The sequence below is a fragment of the Hespellia stercorisuis DSM 15480 genome, from assembly GCF_900142165.1.
GTDB lineage: Bacteria > Bacillota > Clostridia > Lachnospirales > Lachnospiraceae > Hespellia > Hespellia stercorisuis.
The window spans coordinates 21,153-43,001 of record NZ_FQZY01000037.1; the positions used below are offsets into that span (position 1 = coordinate 21,153).

Sequence of the window (21,849 nt, forward strand, 5' to 3'; positions counted from 1 at the left end):
TAAGTGAAACCATATATTAAGAGTTTTGAGAAAAAAGAAATATTTGTGGAGAGAGAAAGTCTGCACAGAGAAATTAGAAATGTATTAGCAGAGCAGAACATGCAGGATGCAGAGCGAAGATTCTATGAACTTTTTGAAGATCTGTATGAGGTGATCAAAGAAATGGATGAAGTGTATGCATATTTAACAGAAAATATGTTGTTGAATGCGCATTCGATTGATTGTCTGGATGCAATGAAAGCAAATGCACAAAAGGCTACGAACTGTTTGGAAAAATGGGAAAAGTATATTCTGGAGCAATAATAGGTGCCAGATGGAGAGGAGGTGAGGTACATGGCAGGAAAAGAATATAGAGCCAGGGACCGTAAGGTGGCTAAGATGACCAGAGAGGGATTGACAGAAGAAAATCTCCGAGATGGAACTAAAAAAAGCATTAACGGAAAAGAAGAAATCCCGAAAATTCGTTCTCCGGAATATACGATAGAGCGGGAACGAAGCAGAGTACTTGATGCATCGGATCATGTTACCTCAAAGAAAAACCGGAAGTATCAGTCAAAAGTAGAAATAGGAGTTGAGAGTGAGCCGCCTGTGAAGGCGGCTTCTTTACATTCAGGGGAAAAAGAAGTTCGTAGTCGAAGAGGTCAGGTAAAATCAGAACTTCTGAAATCAGACCAAGGAGAGATGCCCGAAGACGTTACAGATGCCGGAAAACGGAAAAGACAACAGGGAAAATACGAAGAATTGAGGACACTGGAATCTGAGGTGAAATCAGAAGAAGCAATGGAAGATGGAGGGACTTCACTTCATCAGGCTTCCAGTCGTATGAATGGTATTCGAGAACACTCTGCAGGAAGTGCAAAGGCATATACCCGCAGTGCGGTGGAGACTGCACATAATCGGAAGAAGAAAATCGTACAATCCCGCTCTAAACGGAAAGTATTCGAAAAAGAAACACAAACCATGGAAGATTTTCGTGAAGATGTGGAGAAGAAGGTAAAACGAGAACAGGTTAACCAGGCACAGAAAAAAGTACGATTGTCGTTTGAAGATGAAGGTGGAGGTATGGTAAAAGGCTCTGGGACAGGCTTTGCAAGAAAAGCAGTTTCTGGCATAGGCGGGGTGACATCCACAATGCTGCATGGAAAGGTGCATGAGGCGGAGTCTGATAACACAGCCCTAGAGAGTGCTCATGGCAGTGAACTGTTAGCAGAACATGCAACAAGAAGTCTTCGAAATGCGCAGGAGAGAAGCCGAAAGAAATACAGTTATTCTGCCAGGCTGAATAAAGCTGAACCTTTGTCAGAAAGCAACAGAGGTTTAAAGTTTGGTGAAGGCAGCGCAACAGAAGCTGTGAAGAGTGCTACCAATCATACTGCACAAACAGAAGCTTCTAAGAAGTCACGTATCATGCGGTTCTGGCAGAAAAAGAGATATAAAGAAGCTTATGTGGCTGCCAAGGAAGGGAAGAAGATAAAGGAAACGGCAAAGGCGGCGGAATCTGTAACCGTAAAAGTACGTGTGATTGCGAAGCAGATATTTAAGCGCAACAGCAGTTTATTAATCGGTATTTGTGTTTTTGCACTGCTTTTTGGAATCCTTGCTTCTTCCTTGACTAGCTGTTCTGCAGGTATTCAGGGATTTAGTACATCTTTTGTTGGAACCACTTATTCCAGTTCAGATGAAGAAATTTATGCGACAGAAAATGCGTATCTTGCATTGGAACAGGCTTTAAACGAACAGATTAACAGTATCGAATCCAGACAAGAGGGCTATGAGGATTACCGCTATCAGATTGATGAAATCAGCCATAATCCATATCATTTAATCTCATATTTTACAACAAAGTATGGAGAATTTTCTTATGAGCATATAAAAGACGAGTTGGAGGAAATATTTAGAGAGCAGTATGGTCTTACTACACAGTCTCAGCAAGAAACGGTAACAGAGACAAAGACTGTCCGAGTTGGAGAGTCTCTGGGACAGGTTGTAACCAGTGGGTATTGTAATTGCCCAATTTGCTGTGGTCAGTGGTCAGGTGGGCCAACCGCCAGTGGTGCTATGCCAACAGCAAGCCATACGATAGCGGTGGATGCGTCTACTCCATTTGTTCCTATGGGAACGAAGGTGGTGATGAACGGTGTGGAATATACAGTAGAAGATACTGGTAATTTCACACAGTACGGAGTGCAGTTTGATGTATATTATGGAGACCACGCAAGTGCATCCGCACATGGACATCAGACCTGGGATGCTTATATTGCAGACAGCAATGGCAGCCAGGAGATTGAAGTAACTACGACGGAAAATGTCAATCGCTTGAATGTTACGCTTACAAATCACAATCTGGATACTGTTCTCCGTAACCGTATGACTGATGATGAAATTGCCCGATATGAGCTATACAATTACCAGTACGGTAATCGTGATTATCTTTTTGATCTTAATACACTTCCAGTCGGTGGTGGAGGTGGTGGATTTGGATATCAGATTCCATCCGAAGCGTTATCCGATGAACGGTTCGCAAACATGATTCATGAAGCAGAGAAATATCTGGGTTATCCGTATGTTTGGGGAGGTGCTTCACCAAGTACCAGTTTTGATTGTTCCGGCTTTGTTTGTTGGGTAATAAATAACTGTGGAAATGGTTGGAATGTAGGAAGGCAGACAGCAGACGGAATAAGAGGAAGCTGCGCACAGGTATCACCGTCAGAGGCAAAACCAGGAGATTTAATCTTCTTTGAAAGAACCTATGAGACGCCGGGGGCAAGCCATATTGGAATCTATGTAGGTGATGGAATGATGATTCATTGTGGTAATCCGATTCAGTATGCAAGTATTGAAACTGCCTACTGGCAAGAGCATTTTATGGCATTTGGGCGTTTACCATAAGAGAGGAAGTGAAACATTGAATAAGAAACTGAAACGATATCTGGATGAAATAGATAAGACCAATGGAAAGATCGCAGAACTTCAGGAGTATTTAAAATCGGTGCAGATAGCACTGAAAAAAGAAGAAGACGGAGAGATCATCCGTAGTATTCGCAGTATGAAGCTGGAACCTAAAGCATTATTTGATTTGCTGAATGGGTTGCAGGATGGAAGCTTAACGATACAACAGGTGCAGGAGTCGATGATAAAGTCGGCTTCTTCAACACAAAAAGAACTGCCACAAGAGGCAGAGAAAGAATTGGAGGATATAGATGATGAAGAGAAAGAAATTCGCTAAATTATTTGCAATGATGGCACTTTCCTTAACATGCATGGTGGGAGCAACAGGGGTAACGGCTTATGCCAATGTTAATGAGGCAGAGATGCAGGCTGCAGAACAGCAGGCAGCTACAGAGCCAATTATTCCGGAAACAGAAGCGCCACAAACAGAAGCACCCCAAACAGAAACAGCAGCAGAAACAACGCCAGATGATGGAAGAGTACAGGGTGATGCATTTTCTGTTCCAGGGAATGCAGAGGTTTTGGATGATATCACGGATGGTTCCAGTAAGGAGTTCTTCACCATTCAGACAAAGAATAATAACACGTTTTATCTGGTAGTTGACCGTTCTCAGAATACACAGAACGTATATATGTTATCAGCCATTGACGAAAGTGATCTGGAAAAATTTCTGGATGAAACACAGAAGGAATCAGAAAAGGAAACCGAGGCCCAGGTCGTGATACCAGAAGAACCAGCAACAGAAATACAGACGGTAGAGCCAGCAGAACCACAGAAGAATCAAAGTGGGAATATGGCGGCTCTTATCCTGATTGTAGTACTTGCGGCAGGCGGAGGAATTGCATATTACTTTCTGAAGGTGAAACCTGGTAAAGCAGAGGATGATGTTATCAGTGAAAACCTGGAAACGGGTGATGGTCTGGAAACAGAAAATGAAGACGAAGAAGAGGAGTAATCTGATTCGATAAAATAATTTGGGGTGGTCGGAGTAATCTGACGCCCCTTTTTGATTGGAGGAAAAAGAATGTATTTAGTGATATCAGAAAAACCAAGTGTATCTCAAGCTATTGGAAAAGTCATTGGAGCATATCGAAGAGAGAACGGATATCTGGAGGGCAGAGATTGTGTGGTCAGCTGGTGTCTAGGACATCTAGCAGAGTACGTTTCTCCGGAAATCTATGGTGAACGATATGGAAAATGGCAGTTTGACGATTTACCAATTGTGCCGGATTCCTGGCAGCTTGCAGTAGCAAAGGATAAAAAAGAACAATATCAGGTATTAAGGAAATTGCTGAATCGTACCGATTTTGATTATGTAGTCAATGCCTGTGATGCAGGACGTGAGGGTGAATTGATTTTTAAAAGAGTCTATGACATGTCGGGAAGTACGCTTCCAGTAAAACGATTATGGATCAGTTCTATGGAAGATCAGGCAATCAAGGATGGATTTACACATCTTCGGGATGGCAGAGATTATAAAAACCTGGCAGATGCTTCAGTATGCAGGGCAAAAGCAGACTGGCTCATAGGTATGAATGCAACAAGAGCATTGACTACCACTTATGGAAAGAAGCTGATTGTTGGAAGAGTACAGTCACCAACGCTGTCCATGCTGGTGGAACGAAATGAGCAGATCAATCATTTTCAGAAGCAGAAATATTTTAATGTGTCTCTTGATATGGACGGACTAATCGTAGAGAAACAGAAAATTCAATTTGAAGACGAAGCAGAGAAAATCTGTGAAAAGTGCAGAGGACAGAGTGCTACCGTGGATAAGGTGATTTCCACAGAAAAGAAGATAAATCCACCCAGACTATATGACTTAACAACATTACAGCGAGATGCTAACCGTCATTATGGATTAACAGCACAGCAGACTTTAAATTGTGCACAGAGCTTGTATGAAAAGAAACTTGCAACCTATCCGAGAACAGATAGTCAGTATCTGACAGACGATATGAAAGCTACAGCAGAGAAGGTGGCAGAGTTGGTCAAAAAGAAATACGGATTTGATAATCCATTTGAAGATACGCCGATACCGGTCAATGTCAGTCTGGTATTAAACAGTAAAAAAGTATCGGACCATCATGCGATCATTCCAACCCTGGAGTTGGAGAAACAAGAGACTGCAGGTTTATCCAGGGATGAAGGCAGAGTATTGTATCTGATTGCACTTCGTTTACTGGAAGCAGTGGGTAATCCTCACAAGTATTTGGAAACAGAGGTAACGACAGAATGCATGGGGGAACTCTTTGCTGCGAAAGGAAAAACAGTAATCGAGATGGGATGGAAAGTATTGGAAGAGCAGTTACAGAGAACTGCAGAAGCAACGACAGACATACAAGCGGATTTGGCTTTGAAACCAGTCAGAGAGGGGGAGACCTGCTCCAATGTGGATGTCAAAAAGACAGAACATTATACTTCCCCACCTAAGGCATTTAATGAAGATACGTTACTTGCAGCTATGGAAAGTGCCGGTAAGAAAGAATTTGACCAGGATGCAGAACGAAAGGGACTAGGTACTCCTGCAACAAGAGCCAGTATTATAGAAAAACTAGTTCACTCTGGGTATGCCAAACGAAAAGGAAAGCAGATCACACCAACAGATGATGGAATGATATTAAGCTCTGTACTGCCAGAATATCTAAGATCAGTTACGATGACAGCAGAATGGGAGAATAGGCTGCTAGAAATGGAAAAAGGAAAAGTACCACCAGAACAGTTCATGGAAGGAATTAACCGACTGGTCGGAAAAGTACTGGATGAATGCAGAGGATTATCGGATGAAGAGCGATGCCGTTTCCGGGAGAAAAAGGAAGCGATTGGTATCTGTCCGGTATGTGGAGCACCTGTGTATGAAAGTAAAAATAACTTTTATTGTAGCAGCAAAGAATGTTCCTTCGCTCTTTGGAAAGAAAATCGTTACCTAAAGTCTATGAAGAAAAAAATAGACATTCAGAGTGCATCACAACTTTTGGAAAATGGAAGATGCCGAATGAAGAAATTATATTCAGTAAAAAAGGATAAGTATTTCGATGCGGATTTGCTTATGAAAGTGAAGGATGGGCGAGCTGAATTTAGCTTAGAATTTACAAATAACAAGGAAGGAGCAGATGAGAATGGCAAAAATAAATGATATTAGGAATTTGGCTGAAACAACAGCAGAAGAGGTGACCAGGTCTCCTCGTGACTGGATGCGGTATCTGGATACGGCAGCAAACCTTTATCGTTATTCATTTACGGATAATCTGCTGATTCATGTACAGAGACCAGATGCAACAGCCTGTGCAGAATTAGAGCAGTGGAATCTAAAAATGAACCGTTGGGTCAACCGGGGAGCCAAGGGCATTGCACTTTTAGATGATACCGGGCCTAGAAGAAAACTCCGGTATGTCTTTGATGTAAGTGATACGCACATGGTACGAGGCGGCAGGACTCCAGCTCTCTGGAAAATGCAGGAACAGTATAGTCAGAGCCTTCTGAATCATCTGACAGACGCCTATGGACTGGAAGGGGATGATGCAACCATTATAGAAAATGCTCTTCTTGAAATAGCTTCTCAGATTACAGATGAAAATATGGAGGAAGCCATGGAAGGACTGCAGTATGAGGTAAAGGGTTCTTATCTGGAGGGTCTGGAAGAAGATACTGTACGGGTGCAGTTTAGAAATCTGATGATGAACAGTGCCTATTATTCTTTATCCAGAAGATGTGATTTAAATCCAATGGAAGATTTGGATGAAGAAGATTTTATTGGCATTACAGATTTTAATCATTTATCTGTGCTGTCCTTTCTTGGAAATGCAGTCAGTGAAGCAGTGGAGCCGGTTCTTCGTGATATTGGGAGAACCATAAAAGGTTATTATCTCGAAGAACAAAAACAGATTCAGGAAAAACAGATAGAAGAATCTCAAAATATGGTTGCAAATACGAAAGAAATGCTTTACAATAAATTTAACGAATTAACGTGTGAAAGCGAAAAGGGAGGAATAGATCATGGAAATGACATATCATCGCAAGGGAGATTACCTGTTTCCGAACCTGGTACTGGAGGAAGAGCCGGTGACCATCGGGAAGTACGGGATGCTACGGAAGACATATCTGAAGGAACACAAGAAGAACTGGTATCAGAGCATGCTTCTGACCGGGAAACTGGACAGCCATCTGATGGAAGTAGAGAAAGCAGCCGAGGAGAGGATGGAAGTTCTAATGAAACAACTGAGGAAGACATATCCAGAGCCGGACAAAGCGACACAGCAGATGGAATGGGTCGGATATATGAACAATCTGACAGCAATGGCAGAGGAGAACATCTTGACGGAGTTGGTGTACAACTAATTGAAGAGACAACAGAACATGATTTGAGTGAAGCAGAGGAGATAGAAGCCTCTGCTTTATCTTTGCCCGAATTACCAACCGTAGAGCAACAGAAACGTGCCATAGAAGAACGGATGGCTGCACTTTATGCAGATGAAATTTCAATTCCCTCGGAAGTGGTGGATGAAGTGCTTCGCTCTGGAAGTAATCATGATAGAAGTCAGCTTCGTATCATTCACAATTTTATGAGTGCGCAGAGCATGGAAGATTATACGGATTTTATCAAGCGTGAATATGGCACTGGAGGAAAAGGATATCAGATTGGCGGTCAGGAGTATTCTATTTGGTTTGATGAATTGGGTATGCAGATTGCACTTGGTCATACGGTAGAAGATAAGCTCTTAGATAAAGCGTTTCTATCCTGGGAAGATGTGACGGGAAGAACCAAGCAGTTACTTGATCAGGGAGAATATGCGCCACAGGTGATTTTAGATGCGGCAAGAGACAATGCCTTGCTGGAACATGCACAGGCGCTTGCTTTTATGGAAAGGGATATGTCAGAGGGAGTGGCGGAACTAGTCTTTGATCATATGGAACTTTTTCAAGGTGGGTTCCAGACGATGGAAGAGAATCTCAAAGAGTATTTATCCCATCCGGAAAACGTCGCGGAATTGGTGGAACGGTTAGAAGGACTGGCAATTGCTTATGAGGAAGACCCATCTATCATGCGGTTTCATCATTACAAACCAGACCGTGTACTGAGACAATTTCAAAAACTGACACTAGAAACCATTCCCTTTCAGGCACGAGAAGATTTCATGTGGCAGCCACCCCAAATCATCATTACCCAGGATGAAATTGATGCCTTTCTTGCAAGAGGTGGTGCTTATTCAGACGGCAGACTATCCACATACTCTTATTTTTTACAGCATGAGGATAACAGTGACAGAACGGATTTTATAAAAGAACGTTATGGTACGGGCGGCTGCAGCCATGCACTTTGCGGTGCGGATAATTCTCATGCAGATTATGATGCAAAAGGATTGCAACTGGCAAGAGGCGCTTATGGAAATGAAGAAGTAAAGATTCTTTTGAAATGGCCGGTGGTCGCAAAGAGAGTTGCCTATTTGATTGAACAGGACAAGTATCTGCAGGCAAAGGACTTTTCGAGAATGGCAGACTATGAACGTTCAGAGATGGCTGGAAAAGTGATTCGTTTTTATAATTATCTACCACAGGAAGTGATGCGCCCATGGGAAGGAAACATGGATTATGGAGAGTATCGAAACGATGTAATCAGCCTTTTATCAAATGAAGATGGGCAGGCAGGATTATTGGAAAAGATGGATGCCATTCTAGCAGAACTCCCAGTGGATTTCAGAGACTATGAACGTAAGGTACAGCTTTTATCTGAACTTCATCAGTACGTGGAAGGGAATTTTACAATCTTTCCTGTAAAGGAACAGATACCGGAAGCTGCGGAAATTGGACAGATATCTATGTTTGAGTTTTTGAATACGTCTGAAGTAAATGCACCGGAAGAAGTACTCACGGAAGTAGCTGATCAGACAGTAGATACTAAGGATGAAGCATTAGATGTTAAGGAAGCAGAAAGCCCGGTTGGTGATGAAGAGGAATCACATTTACCCTTTGAAGCGGCGAAAAAACTGTGGGAAGAGGGTTATGTATATGATGATTATGTTTTAAGGAGTACCACAGGAGAACTGATCCGTGAAAGTATGGAGAATACGGATTTTGACTTAGATGATTTTTCTCCAGAACAGGTCGAAGTGATTCGACAAGTGGCTGAAAAAGGTGGGGTATTAGAACCAATCTTAAATCCAGAATTTTCACCGGAACAGATGCAGCTGATTACGGACGTGGTTGACCGTATGATGGCGCAGGAAAAGCGATGGTACCAGAATGAAGTGGATGCCGTAGCAGGTCATGTGATGACACCCGATGAGGTCAATGAGCAGAGAAAAGAAAGAAATATGCCGCTAGAGCCTGTGGAAGAACTTGAAGGTGCTACGCAATCTGCATCTTCGAAAGAACCAATGGATGTAGAAAGACATAATTTTCATATCACCGATAATGATCTAGGTGCAGGCGGACCGAAAGCAAAATATCACGCCAATGTGGAAGCAATCCAATTATTGCAGACGATTGAATCAGAGAACAGACTTGCAACACCAGAGGAACAGGAGATTTTATCACGCTATGTTGGATGGGGTGGGATTCCACATGCCTTTGACGAAAGAAATTCAGACTGGTCAAATGAATACCAGGAGTTAAAGAGCCTGCTTTCAGAAGAGGAATATGAAGCAGCTAGAGCATCTACATTAAACGCATTTTATACCTCCCCGACAGTGATCGGAGCAATGTATGAAGCATTGGGAAATATGGGACTGGAGAAAGGAAATCTTTTGGAACCATCCTGTGGAGTAGGAAATTTCATGGGATTACTTCCAGAAAGCATGCAGGAGTCCAAAATGTATGGAGTGGAACTAGATAGCATTTCCGGAAGAATTGCACAGCAGCTGTATCAGAAAAATCCAATTGCGGTGCAGGGATTTGAGACGACGGACTATCCAGACAGTTTCTTTGATTGTGTGATTGGAAATGTACCTTTCGGTTCTTACAAAGTAGCAGATCGAAAGTATGACCGGCATAATTTTATGATTCATGATTATTTTATTGCAAAGTCTTTGGATTTAGTAAGACCAGGTGGTGTGGTTGCAGTGGTTACATCCAGTGGAACGATGGATAAACAAAGTTCGGCTGTCAGAGAATACATTGCTAATCGAGCAGATTTACTGGGAGCAATCAGACTTCCAAACAATGCTTTTCAGAGAAATGCCAATACAGGAGTTGTGGCAGATATATTATTTTTCCAGAAGAGAGATCGAGTATCCTTAGAGAAACCAGACTGGATACAACTGGGGGTAACAGAAGAAGGGTATACAGTAAATGCTTATTTTGCGGAACATCAGGAAATGGTTCTTGGAGAATTTACGACAGAGAGTACCCAGTATGGAAAACAGGAAGTCACTGTAAGAGCCATAGAAGGTGCTAATCTTGCGGAGCAGTTAAAGATGGCAGTCAGTCATATTCATGGCAGCATTACAGAAGTAGAGCTAGAAGATTCCGAACTGGATGAAGTAGATAGCTCGATTCCGGCAGATCCATCGGTGAAGAACTTTAGCTTTACCAATGTAGATGGGCAGGTTTATTATCGTGAGAACTCGAAAATGAATCGTATGGAACTTCCGAAAATGACCTCGGAGCGTGTGCTTGGCATGATCGCAATTCGAAATCTCACGCAGGAGTTAATTGAATGTCAGCTAAATGATGGCAATGATGCAGAAGTGAAAAATCTGCAGAATCAATTGAATGAAAAGTATGATGATTTTACTGCGCAGTATGGTCTGATCAGCAATACAGCAAACCGCAGAGCCTTTAATCAGGACAGCAGCTATTGTCTTTTATCTTCCTTGGAGTTGTTGGATGAGCAGGGGAATCTGGAGCGTAAAGCAGATATTTTTACCAAACGCACGATTCGAAAAGCAGAACCTGTTACTTCCGTCGATACGGCAAGTGAAGCATTGGCTGTCTGTATCGGAGAAAAAGCAAAAGTAGATGTTCCCTTTATGGCAGAACTGGCAGGCAAGAGTGAGCAGGAAATTACCGATGAATTAGCAGGAGTTATTTTCCAGAATCCACTAACGAATCTTTGGGAACCTTCGGATGAATACCTGTCCGGTAATGTGCGAGAGAAACTTCGTACTGCCAGGACATTTGCAGAAGGACATCCAGAGTATGAGATTAATGTACAGTATTTGGAAAAGGTGCAACCAAAAGAATTGGAGGCATCCGAGATTGAAGTACGTCTAGGAGCAACGTGGATTAACCCACAGTATGTCACCGATTTTATGGGAGAAATCTTTCATACCCCATTCTACAGACTGGGGAGAGCAATTAACTGTAATTATGCATCAGTCAGTGGACAGTGGGAAATATCAGGAAAGACAACAGACAGTGGAAATCCCATGATTAATTCCACCTATGGAACCAGAAGAGCCAATGCTTATCGGCTTTTAGAGGATGCCTTGAATTTAAAGGATACCAAGATTTATGACACTGTTAGTGATGCAGAAGGCAAAGAACGTAGGGTGCTGAATAAGCAGGAGACTATGTTAGCACAGCAGAAACAGGAAATGATAAAGGATGCTTTCAAGGAATGGGTATTTAAGGATATCGACCGAAGAGAGGATTTGTGCCAGATCTATAATGAGCTTTATAACAGTATCCGTCCTCGTGAATACGATGGCAGTCATATCCAGTTTGTAGGAATGACACCAGAAATTTCTTTGATGCCCCATCAGAAGAATGCAGTGGCACATGTACTATATGGGAATAATACGCTGTTGGCACATTGCGTAGGAGCAGGAAAGACTTTTCAAATGATTGCTTCTGGAATGGAGAGTAAACGACTGGGACTTGCACAGAAGTGTCTGTATGTAGTGCCAAACCACTTGACGGAGCAGTGGGGCAATGACTTCCTTCGCCTATACCCAGGAGCGAATGTGTTAGTGGCTACCAAAAAGGACTTTGAACCTGCCAACCGTAAGAAGTTCTGTTCCAGAATCGCTATGGGTGATTATGATGCGATTATCATCGGTCACAGCCAGTTTGAACGAATTCCTTTATCGAAAGAACGGCAGGTGGCAACTATTAACCGGCAGATCGATGATATAACCAATGCCATAGCCGATGCCAGTAGTGAGGATGGAAGCCGCTTTACGATTAAGCAGTTAGAAAAGACCAAGAAGGGACTGCAGGTACGATTAGAGAAATTAAATGATCAGCAGAGAAAGGATGATGTGGTCACTTTTGAGCAGCTAGGAGTGGACAGGCTGTTCGTAGATGAATCTCATTTTTATAAGAATATGTTTCTTTATACGAAGATGAGGAATGTGGCTGGTATTGCACAGACAGATGCACAAAAGAGTAGTGATATGTTTATGAAGTGTCAGTACATGGATGAGATTACCGGTGGGAAAGGAGTAACCTTTGCGACAGGAACCCCGGTCAGCAACAGTATGGTGGAACTTTATACTATCATGCGGTATTTACAATATGATCAGATTCAACAGATGGGCCTGGGACATTTCGATGCCTGGGCAGCATCATTTGGTGAAACAGTGACAGCGATTGAGTTGTCACCAGAGGGAACGGGTTATCGTGCGAAAACACGGTTTGCCCGCTTTTTCAATTTACCGGAACTGATTTCACTGTTCAAAGAATCTGCGGACATTCAGACTGCAGATATGTTAAATCTTCCAATCCCAGAGGCGGAGTATATCAATGAGGTATTAAAGCCAAGTGAAACTCAACAGGAGATGGTCAGCAGCTTTGCAGATCGTGCAGAGGCAGTAAGAGGTGGAGCGGTAGACCCAAGAGCCGACAACATGCTCAAAATCACCAATGATGGAAGAAAGTGTGCACTGGATCAGAGACTAATCAATGATATGCTGCCAGACGAGCCGGACAGCAAGGTTAACCGATGTGTAGATAACGCATTTCAGATATGGCAGGAGTCGATGCCAAACAAATCGGCACAGCTGATATTCTGTGACCTTTCTACTCCGAAGAGTGATGGAAGTTTTAATGTGTATGACGATGTACGTGAAAAGCTGGTAGCAAAAGGTATTCCAAGAGAGGAAGTAGCCTTTATCCATGAAGCAACTACCGAAGTGAAGAAGGCAGAGCTGTTTGCAAAGGTTCGTTCCGGACAGGTCAGGATACTGTTAGGGTCTACTCCAAAACTGGGAGCAGGGACGAACATTCAAGACCGTCTGATAGCACTTCATCATTTGGATTGTCCATGGAAACCTGCCGATTTGGAACAGCAGGAGGGACGTATTTTAAGACAGGGGAATCAGAATAAAAAAGTAAAGATTTTCCGGTATGTTACTGAGAACACCTTTGATAGTTATATGTGGCAGATTCTGGAGAACAAGCAGAAGTTCATTTCCCAGATTATGACCAGTAAATCTCCGGTCAGAGCCTGTGAAGATGTGGATGATACGGCACTGTCCTATGCAGAAATCAAAGCACTAGCCACTGGAAATCCTTATATCAAGGAAAAGATGGACTTAGATATCCAGGTAAGTAAATTGAAACTGTTGAAGGCAAACCATACCAGTCAGAAATACCGCTTGGAATCAGATATTGCCAGAACCTATCCGATGCAGATTACAGCAGTGAAAGAGCGAATTGCGGGACTATCTTCTGACCTAGAAGTAGTAAAGCCTGTATTGGAGCAGGAGAAAGAGTCGTTTGTCATTACGATTGGTGGAAAGACATTTACAGATAAAAAAGAAGCAGGAACAGCATTGATTGCAGCCTGCGCAGGGTTGAAAGCCGTGAATACCGCTGGAGTTGTGGGCGATTATCATGGCTTTTCTTTAACCGCAAATTTTGACAGCTTCTATCAGAAATATATGCTGACTGTCAAAAGACAGTGTAGTTATAACATCGAAATAGGAAAAGACGCACTGGGAAATATTCAGCGTATCAACAATGTGTTTTCGGGAATTGGAAAGCAGCTGCCAGAAGCCCAGCAGAAACTAGAAAACCTGCAGGAACAGTTAAAAACTGCACTGGAAGAAGTTCAGAAGCCATTTGCACAGGAAGATGTGCTTACAGAAAAGATGGAACGACTGTCAGAACTTAATGCCTTGCTGAATATGGATGAGAGTGGCCCATCGGAGGCAATTGGTGTAGAAGAGGATGCGGATGTTGCTGATTGTGGAAGAAAGGCTTCTAATCTTGCAGGAAGAGTATCAGAGAGCAGTCGAATTGCAGATAGTCCTAATAAACCATCCGTTCTATCGAAACTGAAGGAAAAGCAAGTGCAGGCAGTAAATACAATACAAAATACATCGCATGCAAGGAAAAACGAACAGGTACTTTAAAGATAACCCCGTCAGGATATTGATTCTGGCGGGGATGAATAAAAGGAGGTAGCAGATAATGGCAGGAAAGAGAGAGGAACAGCTAAAAGAGATTACAGATCGTCTGGAAAAAGGCGTAGAAGAACTGTTTACATCGGAGCGATACAGGGATTATCTAAAGACCATGTCACAGTTTAATAATTATAGTTTTAATAATACCATGCTGATCGCAATGCAGAAACCGGACGCCACACTGGTTGCAGGTTATCAGGCATGGCAGAAAAAGTTTAATCGACACGTATTAAAGGGAGAAAAGGGCATACAGATCATATCTCCGGCACCAAACCGAGAAAGAGAAGAAGTAGAGAAAATAGATTCAGTGACCCAGGAACCAGTATTAAAGGACAATGGACAGCCAGAGAAGGAAATAGTGGAAATGGTCATTCCAAGATTTAGAGTAGTCACTGTATTTGATGTATCCCAGACCGATGGGGAACCATTACCATCTTTAGGCGCAGACGAACTGACCGGGAGTATAGAAAATTATGAGCAGTTCATGGAAGCAATTAGAGCGGTATCTCCAGTGCCAATGCGGTTTGATGAGATTGCAGGTGAGAGTCACGGCTATTATCACAACATTGATAAAGAAATCGTGATTCAGCAGGGAATGAGCGAAAGTCAAACCATGAAAACGGCGATTCATGAAGTGGCACATGCAAAACTCCATGATCGGGAACTGATGCAAAATCTGGGCGTAGAGAAAGACCAAATGACAAAGGAAGTGGAGGCAGAAAGTATTGCATATTCTGTTTGTCAGCATTTCGGACTGGATACGGCAGATTATTCGTTTCCCTATATTGCAGGATGGAGTAGTAACCGGGATATGAAAGAACTTAAGACTTCGATGGATACCATTCGCCATACGGCAGGGGATTTCATAGAGGAAATGACAGAGAAACTGCAGGAGTTACAAAGGGATGAGCCAGAACAGATGCACCTGCTGGATAGTGATTTGATATTAAAGATGTCTGGAAGCATGGAAAGTGAATATGCCTATGATGTCATTCGTAGAATGGGAAAATCGGAACTGTTAGACGCAGTGAGAGAGTTTCAGCGTTTGGAAGAGAATGGTGCATTTCTGGAAGAGCCAGATCTGGAAGAATATCTGTCAGAGAGAGGCGCTGAGGTGATTCCGTGGTACGCATCCAATGGCTATCAGGTAGAGAACCCAGTTACTTTTTATGATGTGGAGTACGATGCAGATACTGGAATTACAGATATCGCAAGTCTTTCGTCCATGCAACAGGCACAAAATATGGTAGAACGTGCAGAGTATGGTGGAACATTATTCAATGATGATGACCGAAATCTGATCGTGAATTATGCATATCAGCTAGACAATCTGGAGGATACCAGAATTTTGATTCAAGAATTGGCTGGAGCAATACAATCACCGGATTTACGAGCACCGAATGAAGTGATCCAAAATGCACAGGCAGAGATTGATGCTCTCCCAGATGGAATGATTAGTATTACTGATATGCACGAGTATGGATATGAAAATCCTGAGATGCTGCCATTGACGAAAGAAAAAGCATTGGAGTTGTATCATCAGAATTTGGAAATCTTTTGTTTATATGAGGATGGAACGGAATCTGCCTATGATAATGAGCCGGCACTTCATACTCACGACAGGATATATGGAATTGAGAAAGAAACATGGGATAAATTTCAGAAACAGGAAAGGCTGGAACAGAGAATTATGGCAGGGCAGGAAGAAAAGTTTAGTATTTACCAGATAAGGGATGATAGTCCCGGCAGAGAGTATAAGTTTATGGGAACCTCTTTTCTGGAAGACCAGGGAATGCAGGCAAGACGAGAAGATTACAATCTTATGTATACCGCTGATTTTACAGAAAATGAAACATTGGACAATATTTTTCAAAGATTCAATATGGATCGTCCATCCGATTTTTATGGGCATTCCTTATCCGTTAGTGATGTGATCGTAGTCAGCCATAATGGGGAAACCAAAAGTTATTATGTGGACAGTTTTGGATTTGCGGAACTTCCTGAATTCTTTCTGGAGAGAACGGTGGAAATGGAGATGCCTGTTACTGAAAAGAGTCTGGCAGAACGCATTAGCGATTATAGTGCTATGAGAGACAGTATTTATTTAGAACTGATTCCGAGGGAAGGAAATGAGGAATTACTCGAACGGGCAGTCCATAGGGATATGGAAGATATGGCAATTATTTATAAATTTGCATTGAGGAAAAAAGAAGACGGATTAATCAGTGGAACCCTGAAAAATTCATTGTTAGATACTTATGGAATTTCAGAGGAAGAGCTATATCAAAATGCACTTATTACAACCGAAGAGAGATTTCCAGTCAGATTAGTGAATATGGGGATATCAGCAGAACAATTACAACTGAAAGATGACCCAAGTGTTTTTCCGTCCATGCTTGTTGCATCCAATACAACAATGCGTCATGGAGCTACCGTTATGTTGTATCCGGATTTTTTTGAGAATATATCAGAACGGTTGAATGGCAGCTTTTATATCCTTCCTTCTTCACAGCATGAAATCATTATTTTACCGGATTATGGAGAATATGTTGCAGAAGAGCTTACAGGTCTGGTACAGGAAGTGAACCAGACAGATGCAGTCGGGGAGGATAAATTATCGGATGTCGTGCTTCACTATGATGCTCAGAGAAAAGTATTAGAGCGTGCGGAAAATGTGAATGTTATGGATGCGCAGGAGACAATCAGAGAACTGGCATATGAAGTAGGAGACCGGTATCTACTGATTCATGAGACCGATGAGGGCTATGATTATACATTTTATGGAAAGAACTACCTGGATCTGGATGGTGGTCTCTATGATAACCCTGATGTAACAATCCGAGAAGCTTTGGTCGATATTCTGGATGGAGAAGACTTCCGGTTGGAAGATTGTAGAGAATTAGATTATGAAGATATAGAAGCAGAAGTGGAGCTTGCGGAAGAGGAACATTTTAGGCAGGTGCAATTAGAGACAAACTGCCCAGATTCTATTTTCGAAGAATATGAAAGCTTGAAAGATACCACAGAATATGGTGGTGTTGCAATGAAGATAGGAAATCTCTATTTGACAGTACAGCCAGTGGAAGATGGATTCGATTATATCTTTTATGATGATGAACTAAAGGAAATCAATGGAAATACTTATGAGGATCCAAGTATCTCTATTCAGAAAGCAACTAGAGAAATTATTGATAATGAGCAGATGGCAGATATTCCATGTACTGCAATGGAATATAAGGAATTTGAAGCAATGACTATCAAACAGGCCAGAGAGCGTCTTGCTACAGAAGTGACACCTACTTCACAGATTGGAAGAAGAGAAGCTGCCTTAAATGGACAGACAAGGACAGATATCGAAGAGTTGGTTCTTGATTATGCGCAGTCGCAACTGGAAGAGATGAAGCTGGAGGAAGACGTTACACTGATCGGTGCTCGTATCTATGGTAGCAGAACCAGAGAGGGATTGTTCCAGGAAGGTTCCGATATTGATGTTGTTCTTTCCTATGAAGGTTCTATTGCGGAAGATTCCTTCTTTAATACACTTCATGAGCATGGAATGAAGGTAGCCGGCATGGAACTTGATATTAATCCAATCTCACTGGAAAAAACAGGAACATTGGAAGAATATCTGAATCAGGCAGAACACTATCTGGATGAGAAAGAACCGTCAAAGAAAGAACTGGTTGGAAGAACTTCATATGCAAATGGGGAACAGTTTGAATTTTATGATAAGGAAGCATTTCTGAAAGAAATTGATGAGGAAATTGAATATCGTAACTCTTCGGGGTTCCAGTATGAAGTATTGACAGCTGATCCGGAATTACGAAAAGCAGTAGATGATATCGTATATAACCTAATGGGTGAAAAGAATCCTTATGAATTATCAGATTATCAAGAAGATACAGAAGAGGTAACTATAGAAAAAGAGGCACTGCAGCTTGCAATTGAGATGGACAGTCTGTCAGAAGCATTGGATCCTTATGAATATCGTGATTCAGTGGAAGATAAAGAGGCACAGATACAGTTGCTGAAAGAAGATTTACTGGTAGGCGGTGAAAAAACAGAGCAGTTGAAAGAATGGTTTGCGGAGTTTAAAGAGGATGAAGAATTAACGGAACAAATTGAAAAAGTACTTTCCGACATGAATACATTTGAAACAAAAATCAACCCTTTGCAGCACGAGGTGGAAAAGAGCGAGCCGGAAAAAGAGGCAACAATCAGTTTTTATGTAGCAGAGTGCATGGAATTTCCAATCCTTGGAGTCTACCAGGACGACCTTACTATGGAAGAAGCATTGGAAATATATGAGCAGATACCAGCAGAGAGAATGCATGGAATTAAAGGTGTTGGATTTTGCCTGGAAGATGGCAGTATGTATGATGGGGAGTATGAACTGATGGCTGCAGGAAGAGTAGATACAGAATCGATTAACTGCATTGAACATTATAAAAACAGCCCACTGGTACAGAATGCAATTGTAAAAATGCAGGAATATCTGGATGCACAGCAGGAGAAGCTGCCTATTCAGCAAGAACCAGTACAAAAAGAACAGCAGGAAGTGGAACGAAAAAAAGAACCAGTGAAATATGAGCAGCACGAGGAACCAGCAGGAAAGACGGTTGAAGCAGCCAGTAAGCCGGAACCAGTACAGACACGAGTTAAGAGACCAGAAGCTAAGAAAGAGAATGGCAAGAAGGAATCCGTCCTGCAGGCACTCAGAAATCGACAGGCTAAGATGAAAGAGCAGGAACAGAATAAAGCAAAAGAAAAATCACAGGCTCGTAAGAAAGGGGATATGGAATTATGATGAAAATTACATTTGAAGAAAACGAATATTTGGTACTGGCAATGTTTGATGCGGGAAATCGTCAGACAACCCAGGATAGAATCACAGAAATCCTTCCTCATGTAGAAGACGATGAAGAAGTCTATGCTCTTGCTATCAGTACCATTGAGAAACTGAAGCGTATTTCTGATATGGAATACCATAAGATTGATCTGGAGGAATTTAAACAGAATGCGGAGGATGAGGAGTAATGAACCTACACCAATATGCGATATACCAGTTAAAGGAAGAGGCGGAGACCAGGAAACTGCGTTTCCGCCCTTATCAATATCTGAAAGAACAAAAGATTGATATCCGGGTAGAAAATTATGAGCAGGTGTATCTGACGGGTGCATTGCCTGATGATTCTGCCACAAGGATATGGGAGAGGTTCTTAAATCAGCCACCCAAGAATTTCAAAGGAAAGCATGCGCTTAGTGTCAGTGATGTCATTGCCTATAACCGGGACGGAGTAACAAATTGTTATTATGTGGACAAAGAAAAGCTTATCCCGATTCCCGGATTTATCAGACTGAGTTCCTCTGCGACTCTTATCTCTATGGAAACAAATGATTTTAAGGTCGATGGAATGAAAGGTAACTGGATATCGACTGATGAAGTAATTGTGGATGGACGGCAGTTCTTTCTGTTACAGAATGATTATTATAAAGACAATGCACGATTTCTTATCGTAAGTTCTGATGGGGCAGTTGTTGCAAACGACGCAGATGGACTGGCAGGAGCCGATTTGGATAAGATACGGGAGTTTCTCCAGCCCAAAGAAGAAAAGGGACAACAGAGGCAATCACAGCCGCCAGAGAAGGAGCTGTGGCAAAAGTATTACGATAACGGTGAGTATGTTAGAAGTTCCGAGTCAGGAACCGAACAGAATTATAATATGATCGATGGACAGGTTAATAATAAGGCTGGAAAGAAGAAAGAAAAGGTCAAGGTGTCGGTGCTGGCAAAACTGCACCAGAAGCAGGCGGAGATTGCACAGAGAAGTGAAAAGGTTGCACCGCAGATGAGTATGGAAATGGGGAATGAGCGTAACCGAAAATAGCACAGAAGAGTGTCTGGATCAGAGATGGTCTGGATGCTCTTTTTAAGATAAGGCTGACAATGAAAGTGATAAGTGAGATAATATATATAAAGCTAATTTTATGTAGAAGAGTTTAACAACAAATATATGGAAAATGCAAATGCACACGAGGAGAAAAGCTGATGAGAGTTAATAGTACTATTTTAATGTTTAATGGAAATGAATATTATTATGCCGATTCGCCGGGCATTATAGCAGGTGAATTTGGTGAGTTAAGATCGACAGACACCCTTACTGAATTAAGAGATTTTCATAAATATGCAAAATTAAAATTTGATATTAATATAAAAAGTGGTATCACATTTGATTTCCTGAAAAAGGAATTAATAAAACGATTAGGATTTTCTGAAAAACTTGTTTTGGAAAGGGGATTTCCATTATATATTCAAACGGAGTCTATCTTGATCTATATTGGAAATATGTCATATTCTATTGAAAAATTTATGGAGAAATTTTCGATAAAAGATCAGGAAATAGATGTATATTTAATCTATAGTAATCAAGCGGGAGAGATTTGGAAAGATGATGGAATAAGATACTATATGAACTCAAGAGAGGCGGGAAAACATAATAGAGCACACGTACACGTGCGCTTTAAACACGAAGAGGAAGGGGTTATTGCTATTGATAACGGAGAAGTTCTGGCGGGAGATTTACCAGCAAAGATAATTAAAAAGGCTAGACAGAGAATACTAGATAATCAACGTTTCCTTTTTGAATGTTGGAATGATATGACAGATGGCTTGTACGTTGATATTAACAATTATTTTGGAGTTAGACCAGTAATAGTATAACGCCTATAAAGAATGCAATATATACAGAAATTCTAATAAAATACTCCTAGAGAAAATATATCTAAATTTTATGTCAAAAATGAAAAAATTGCATAGATAAGAAACAATAAGCGTTGGGATTTACACTTTTGTTAATTCTTCAAAGGTTACACAAAAGATTTCACATAGTGCCTTAATTTCAATATCCGTTACATAGCGCTGATTAGTTTCAATTCTAGTAATGACATTTTTATCCATATCATAACCGGCAAGCTGCAGTTGCTGAGCCAGTCCACGCTGGGATAGATTATGCTGCTTGCGAAGTTCTACCAGATTAGTACTTATTAGATTTTTATTGCCGGATTTTGTTCTTGGTTTTGGCATTGTATGTATCCCTCCTGTCGATATAGATCGAATTGCCCCGAAATGTTGTCTCACTTTTTGCACCAACTGTATTGATTTTACAAAAGAATGCTCGTATAATCGGTTGTAAAAGTGAGACACAAACAAATAAATAAGCCTGCAAATAAAAAGTCAAGGCTAAATTGAAAGAACATTGAAAATTTTATACAGGTTGAAAAGTAGGCATCAAAATAAGACCACCACATCGTGCTGGTCAAAAAATGAGAGTTTTGGATTAGTTTGATTCTGGAAGAGTTGAAAGATATTCGTTCACTCGACCATAGTAGATGCGAAGAAATTTATTCGCACCAGCTGTCATGTAGACATAGTAGGGCTTCCCCTGAGCACGCTTCTTATCAAGAAACATATAAACAGGGTCATCCTGAGGCATGGTTTTGATAAGGGCATCCATTACCTGAAAAAGAGTTTTTCGCAGGTCTGCAGAACCT

General features: G+C 41.5%; 11 protein-coding genes and 1 pseudogene. 10 read left to right on the forward strand and 2 right to left on the reverse strand.

What is annotated here, in order from left to right:
• The first annotated feature begins 3 nt into the window (after positions 1-3).
• The 10 genes from BUB85_RS12530 to BUB85_RS12575 all read left to right on the forward strand — a co-directional run bounded on the left by BUB85_RS12530 (position 4) and on the right by BUB85_RS12575 (position 21,019).
• The gene (locus BUB85_RS12530; RefSeq protein WP_073110986.1) at positions 4-303 is read left to right on the forward strand and encodes a hypothetical protein; all 300 of its coding nucleotides are present in this window, start codon (positions 4-6) and stop codon (positions 301-303) included.
• A gap of 30 nt (positions 304-333) precedes the next feature.
• A complete protein-coding gene (locus BUB85_RS12535; protein ID WP_073110988.1) occupies positions 334-2,889 on the forward strand; it encodes a C40 family peptidase in 2,556 nt (851 codons plus the stop codon).
• Positions 2,890-2,905: 16 nt separating this feature from the next.
• On the forward strand, positions 2,906-3,226 hold the full coding sequence (locus tag BUB85_RS12540; RefSeq protein ID WP_073110990.1) for a DUF4315 family protein: 321 nt from the start codon (positions 2,906-2,908) through the stop codon (positions 3,224-3,226).
• Positions 3,201-3,905, forward strand: a complete 705-nt coding sequence (locus tag BUB85_RS12545; protein WP_073110992.1) for a CD1107 family mobile element protein — start codon at positions 3,201-3,203, stop codon at positions 3,903-3,905. Before BUB85_RS12540 ends, BUB85_RS12545 begins: the two co-directional genes overlap by 26 nt.
• 69 nt (positions 3,906-3,974) lie before the next feature.
• Positions 3,975-6,086, forward strand: coding sequence for a DNA topoisomerase 3 (locus BUB85_RS12550; RefSeq protein ID WP_073110994.1), 2,112 nt, complete (start codon positions 3,975-3,977; stop codon positions 6,084-6,086).
• Positions 6,070-14,247 (forward strand): Eco57I restriction-modification methylase domain-containing protein, encoded by an 8,178-nt coding sequence (locus BUB85_RS22455; RefSeq protein ID WP_073111008.1) that lies wholly within the window; start codon positions 6,070-6,072, stop codon positions 14,245-14,247. The genes BUB85_RS12550 and BUB85_RS22455 overlap by 17 nt, the downstream gene beginning before the upstream one ends.
• Before the next feature lie 58 nt (positions 14,248-14,305).
• On the forward strand, positions 14,306-19,105 hold the full coding sequence (locus tag BUB85_RS12560; RefSeq protein ID WP_073110996.1) for a DUF5688 family protein: 4,800 nt from the start codon (positions 14,306-14,308) through the stop codon (positions 19,103-19,105).
• Entirely contained in the window at positions 19,102-19,335 is a 234-nt protein-coding gene (locus tag BUB85_RS12565; protein ID WP_084534032.1) for a transposon-transfer assisting family protein, read from the forward strand. The genes BUB85_RS12560 and BUB85_RS12565 overlap by 4 nt, the downstream gene beginning before the upstream one ends.
• Positions 19,335-20,186, forward strand: a complete 852-nt coding sequence (locus tag BUB85_RS12570; RefSeq protein ID WP_073110999.1) for a YodL domain-containing protein — start codon at positions 19,335-19,337, stop codon at positions 20,184-20,186. The genes BUB85_RS12565 and BUB85_RS12570 overlap by 1 nt, the downstream gene beginning before the upstream one ends.
• 161 nt (positions 20,187-20,347) lie before the next feature.
• The gene (locus BUB85_RS12575; protein WP_073111000.1) at positions 20,348-21,019 is read left to right on the forward strand and encodes a DUF4160 domain-containing protein; all 672 of its coding nucleotides are present in this window, start codon (positions 20,348-20,350) and stop codon (positions 21,017-21,019) included.
• A gap of 120 nt (positions 21,020-21,139) precedes the next feature.
• Here the strand turns inward: BUB85_RS12575 and BUB85_RS12580 are convergent, their stop codons facing one another.
• On the reverse strand, positions 21,140-21,382 hold the full coding sequence (locus BUB85_RS12580; protein ID WP_073111001.1) for a helix-turn-helix domain-containing protein: 243 nt from the start codon (positions 21,380-21,382) through the stop codon (positions 21,140-21,142).
• 253 nt (positions 21,383-21,635) lie between these two features.
• A pseudogene (locus tag BUB85_RS12585) lies at positions 21,636-21,849 on the reverse strand (IS110 family transposase); the annotation flags it as partial.

Bases quoted from the DNA above. Each gene is read 5' to 3' on its own strand.
- BUB85_RS12545 (WP_073110992.1), top strand. From the start codon at position 3,201: ATGATGAAGAGAAAGAAATTCGCTAAATTATTTGCAATGATGGCACTT.
- BUB85_RS12580 (WP_073111001.1), bottom strand. From the start codon at position 21,382: ATGCCAAAACCAAGAACAAAATCCGGCAATAAAAATCTAATAAGTACT.
- BUB85_RS22455 (WP_073111008.1), top strand. From the start codon at position 6,070: ATGGCAAAAATAAATGATATTAGGAATTTGGCTGAAACAACAGCAGAA.
- BUB85_RS12535 (WP_073110988.1), top strand. From the start codon at position 334: ATGGCAGGAAAAGAATATAGAGCCAGGGACCGTAAGGTGGCTAAGATG.
- BUB85_RS12575 (WP_073111000.1), top strand. From the start codon at position 20,348: ATGAGAGTTAATAGTACTATTTTAATGTTTAATGGAAATGAATATTAT.
- BUB85_RS12570 (WP_073110999.1), top strand. From the start codon at position 19,335: ATGAACCTACACCAATATGCGATATACCAGTTAAAGGAAGAGGCGGAG.
- BUB85_RS12565 (WP_084534032.1), top strand. From the start codon at position 19,102: ATGATGAAAATTACATTTGAAGAAAACGAATATTTGGTACTGGCAATG.
- BUB85_RS12550 (WP_073110994.1), top strand. From the start codon at position 3,975: ATGTATTTAGTGATATCAGAAAAACCAAGTGTATCTCAAGCTATTGGA.
- BUB85_RS12560 (WP_073110996.1), top strand. From the start codon at position 14,306: ATGGCAGGAAAGAGAGAGGAACAGCTAAAAGAGATTACAGATCGTCTG.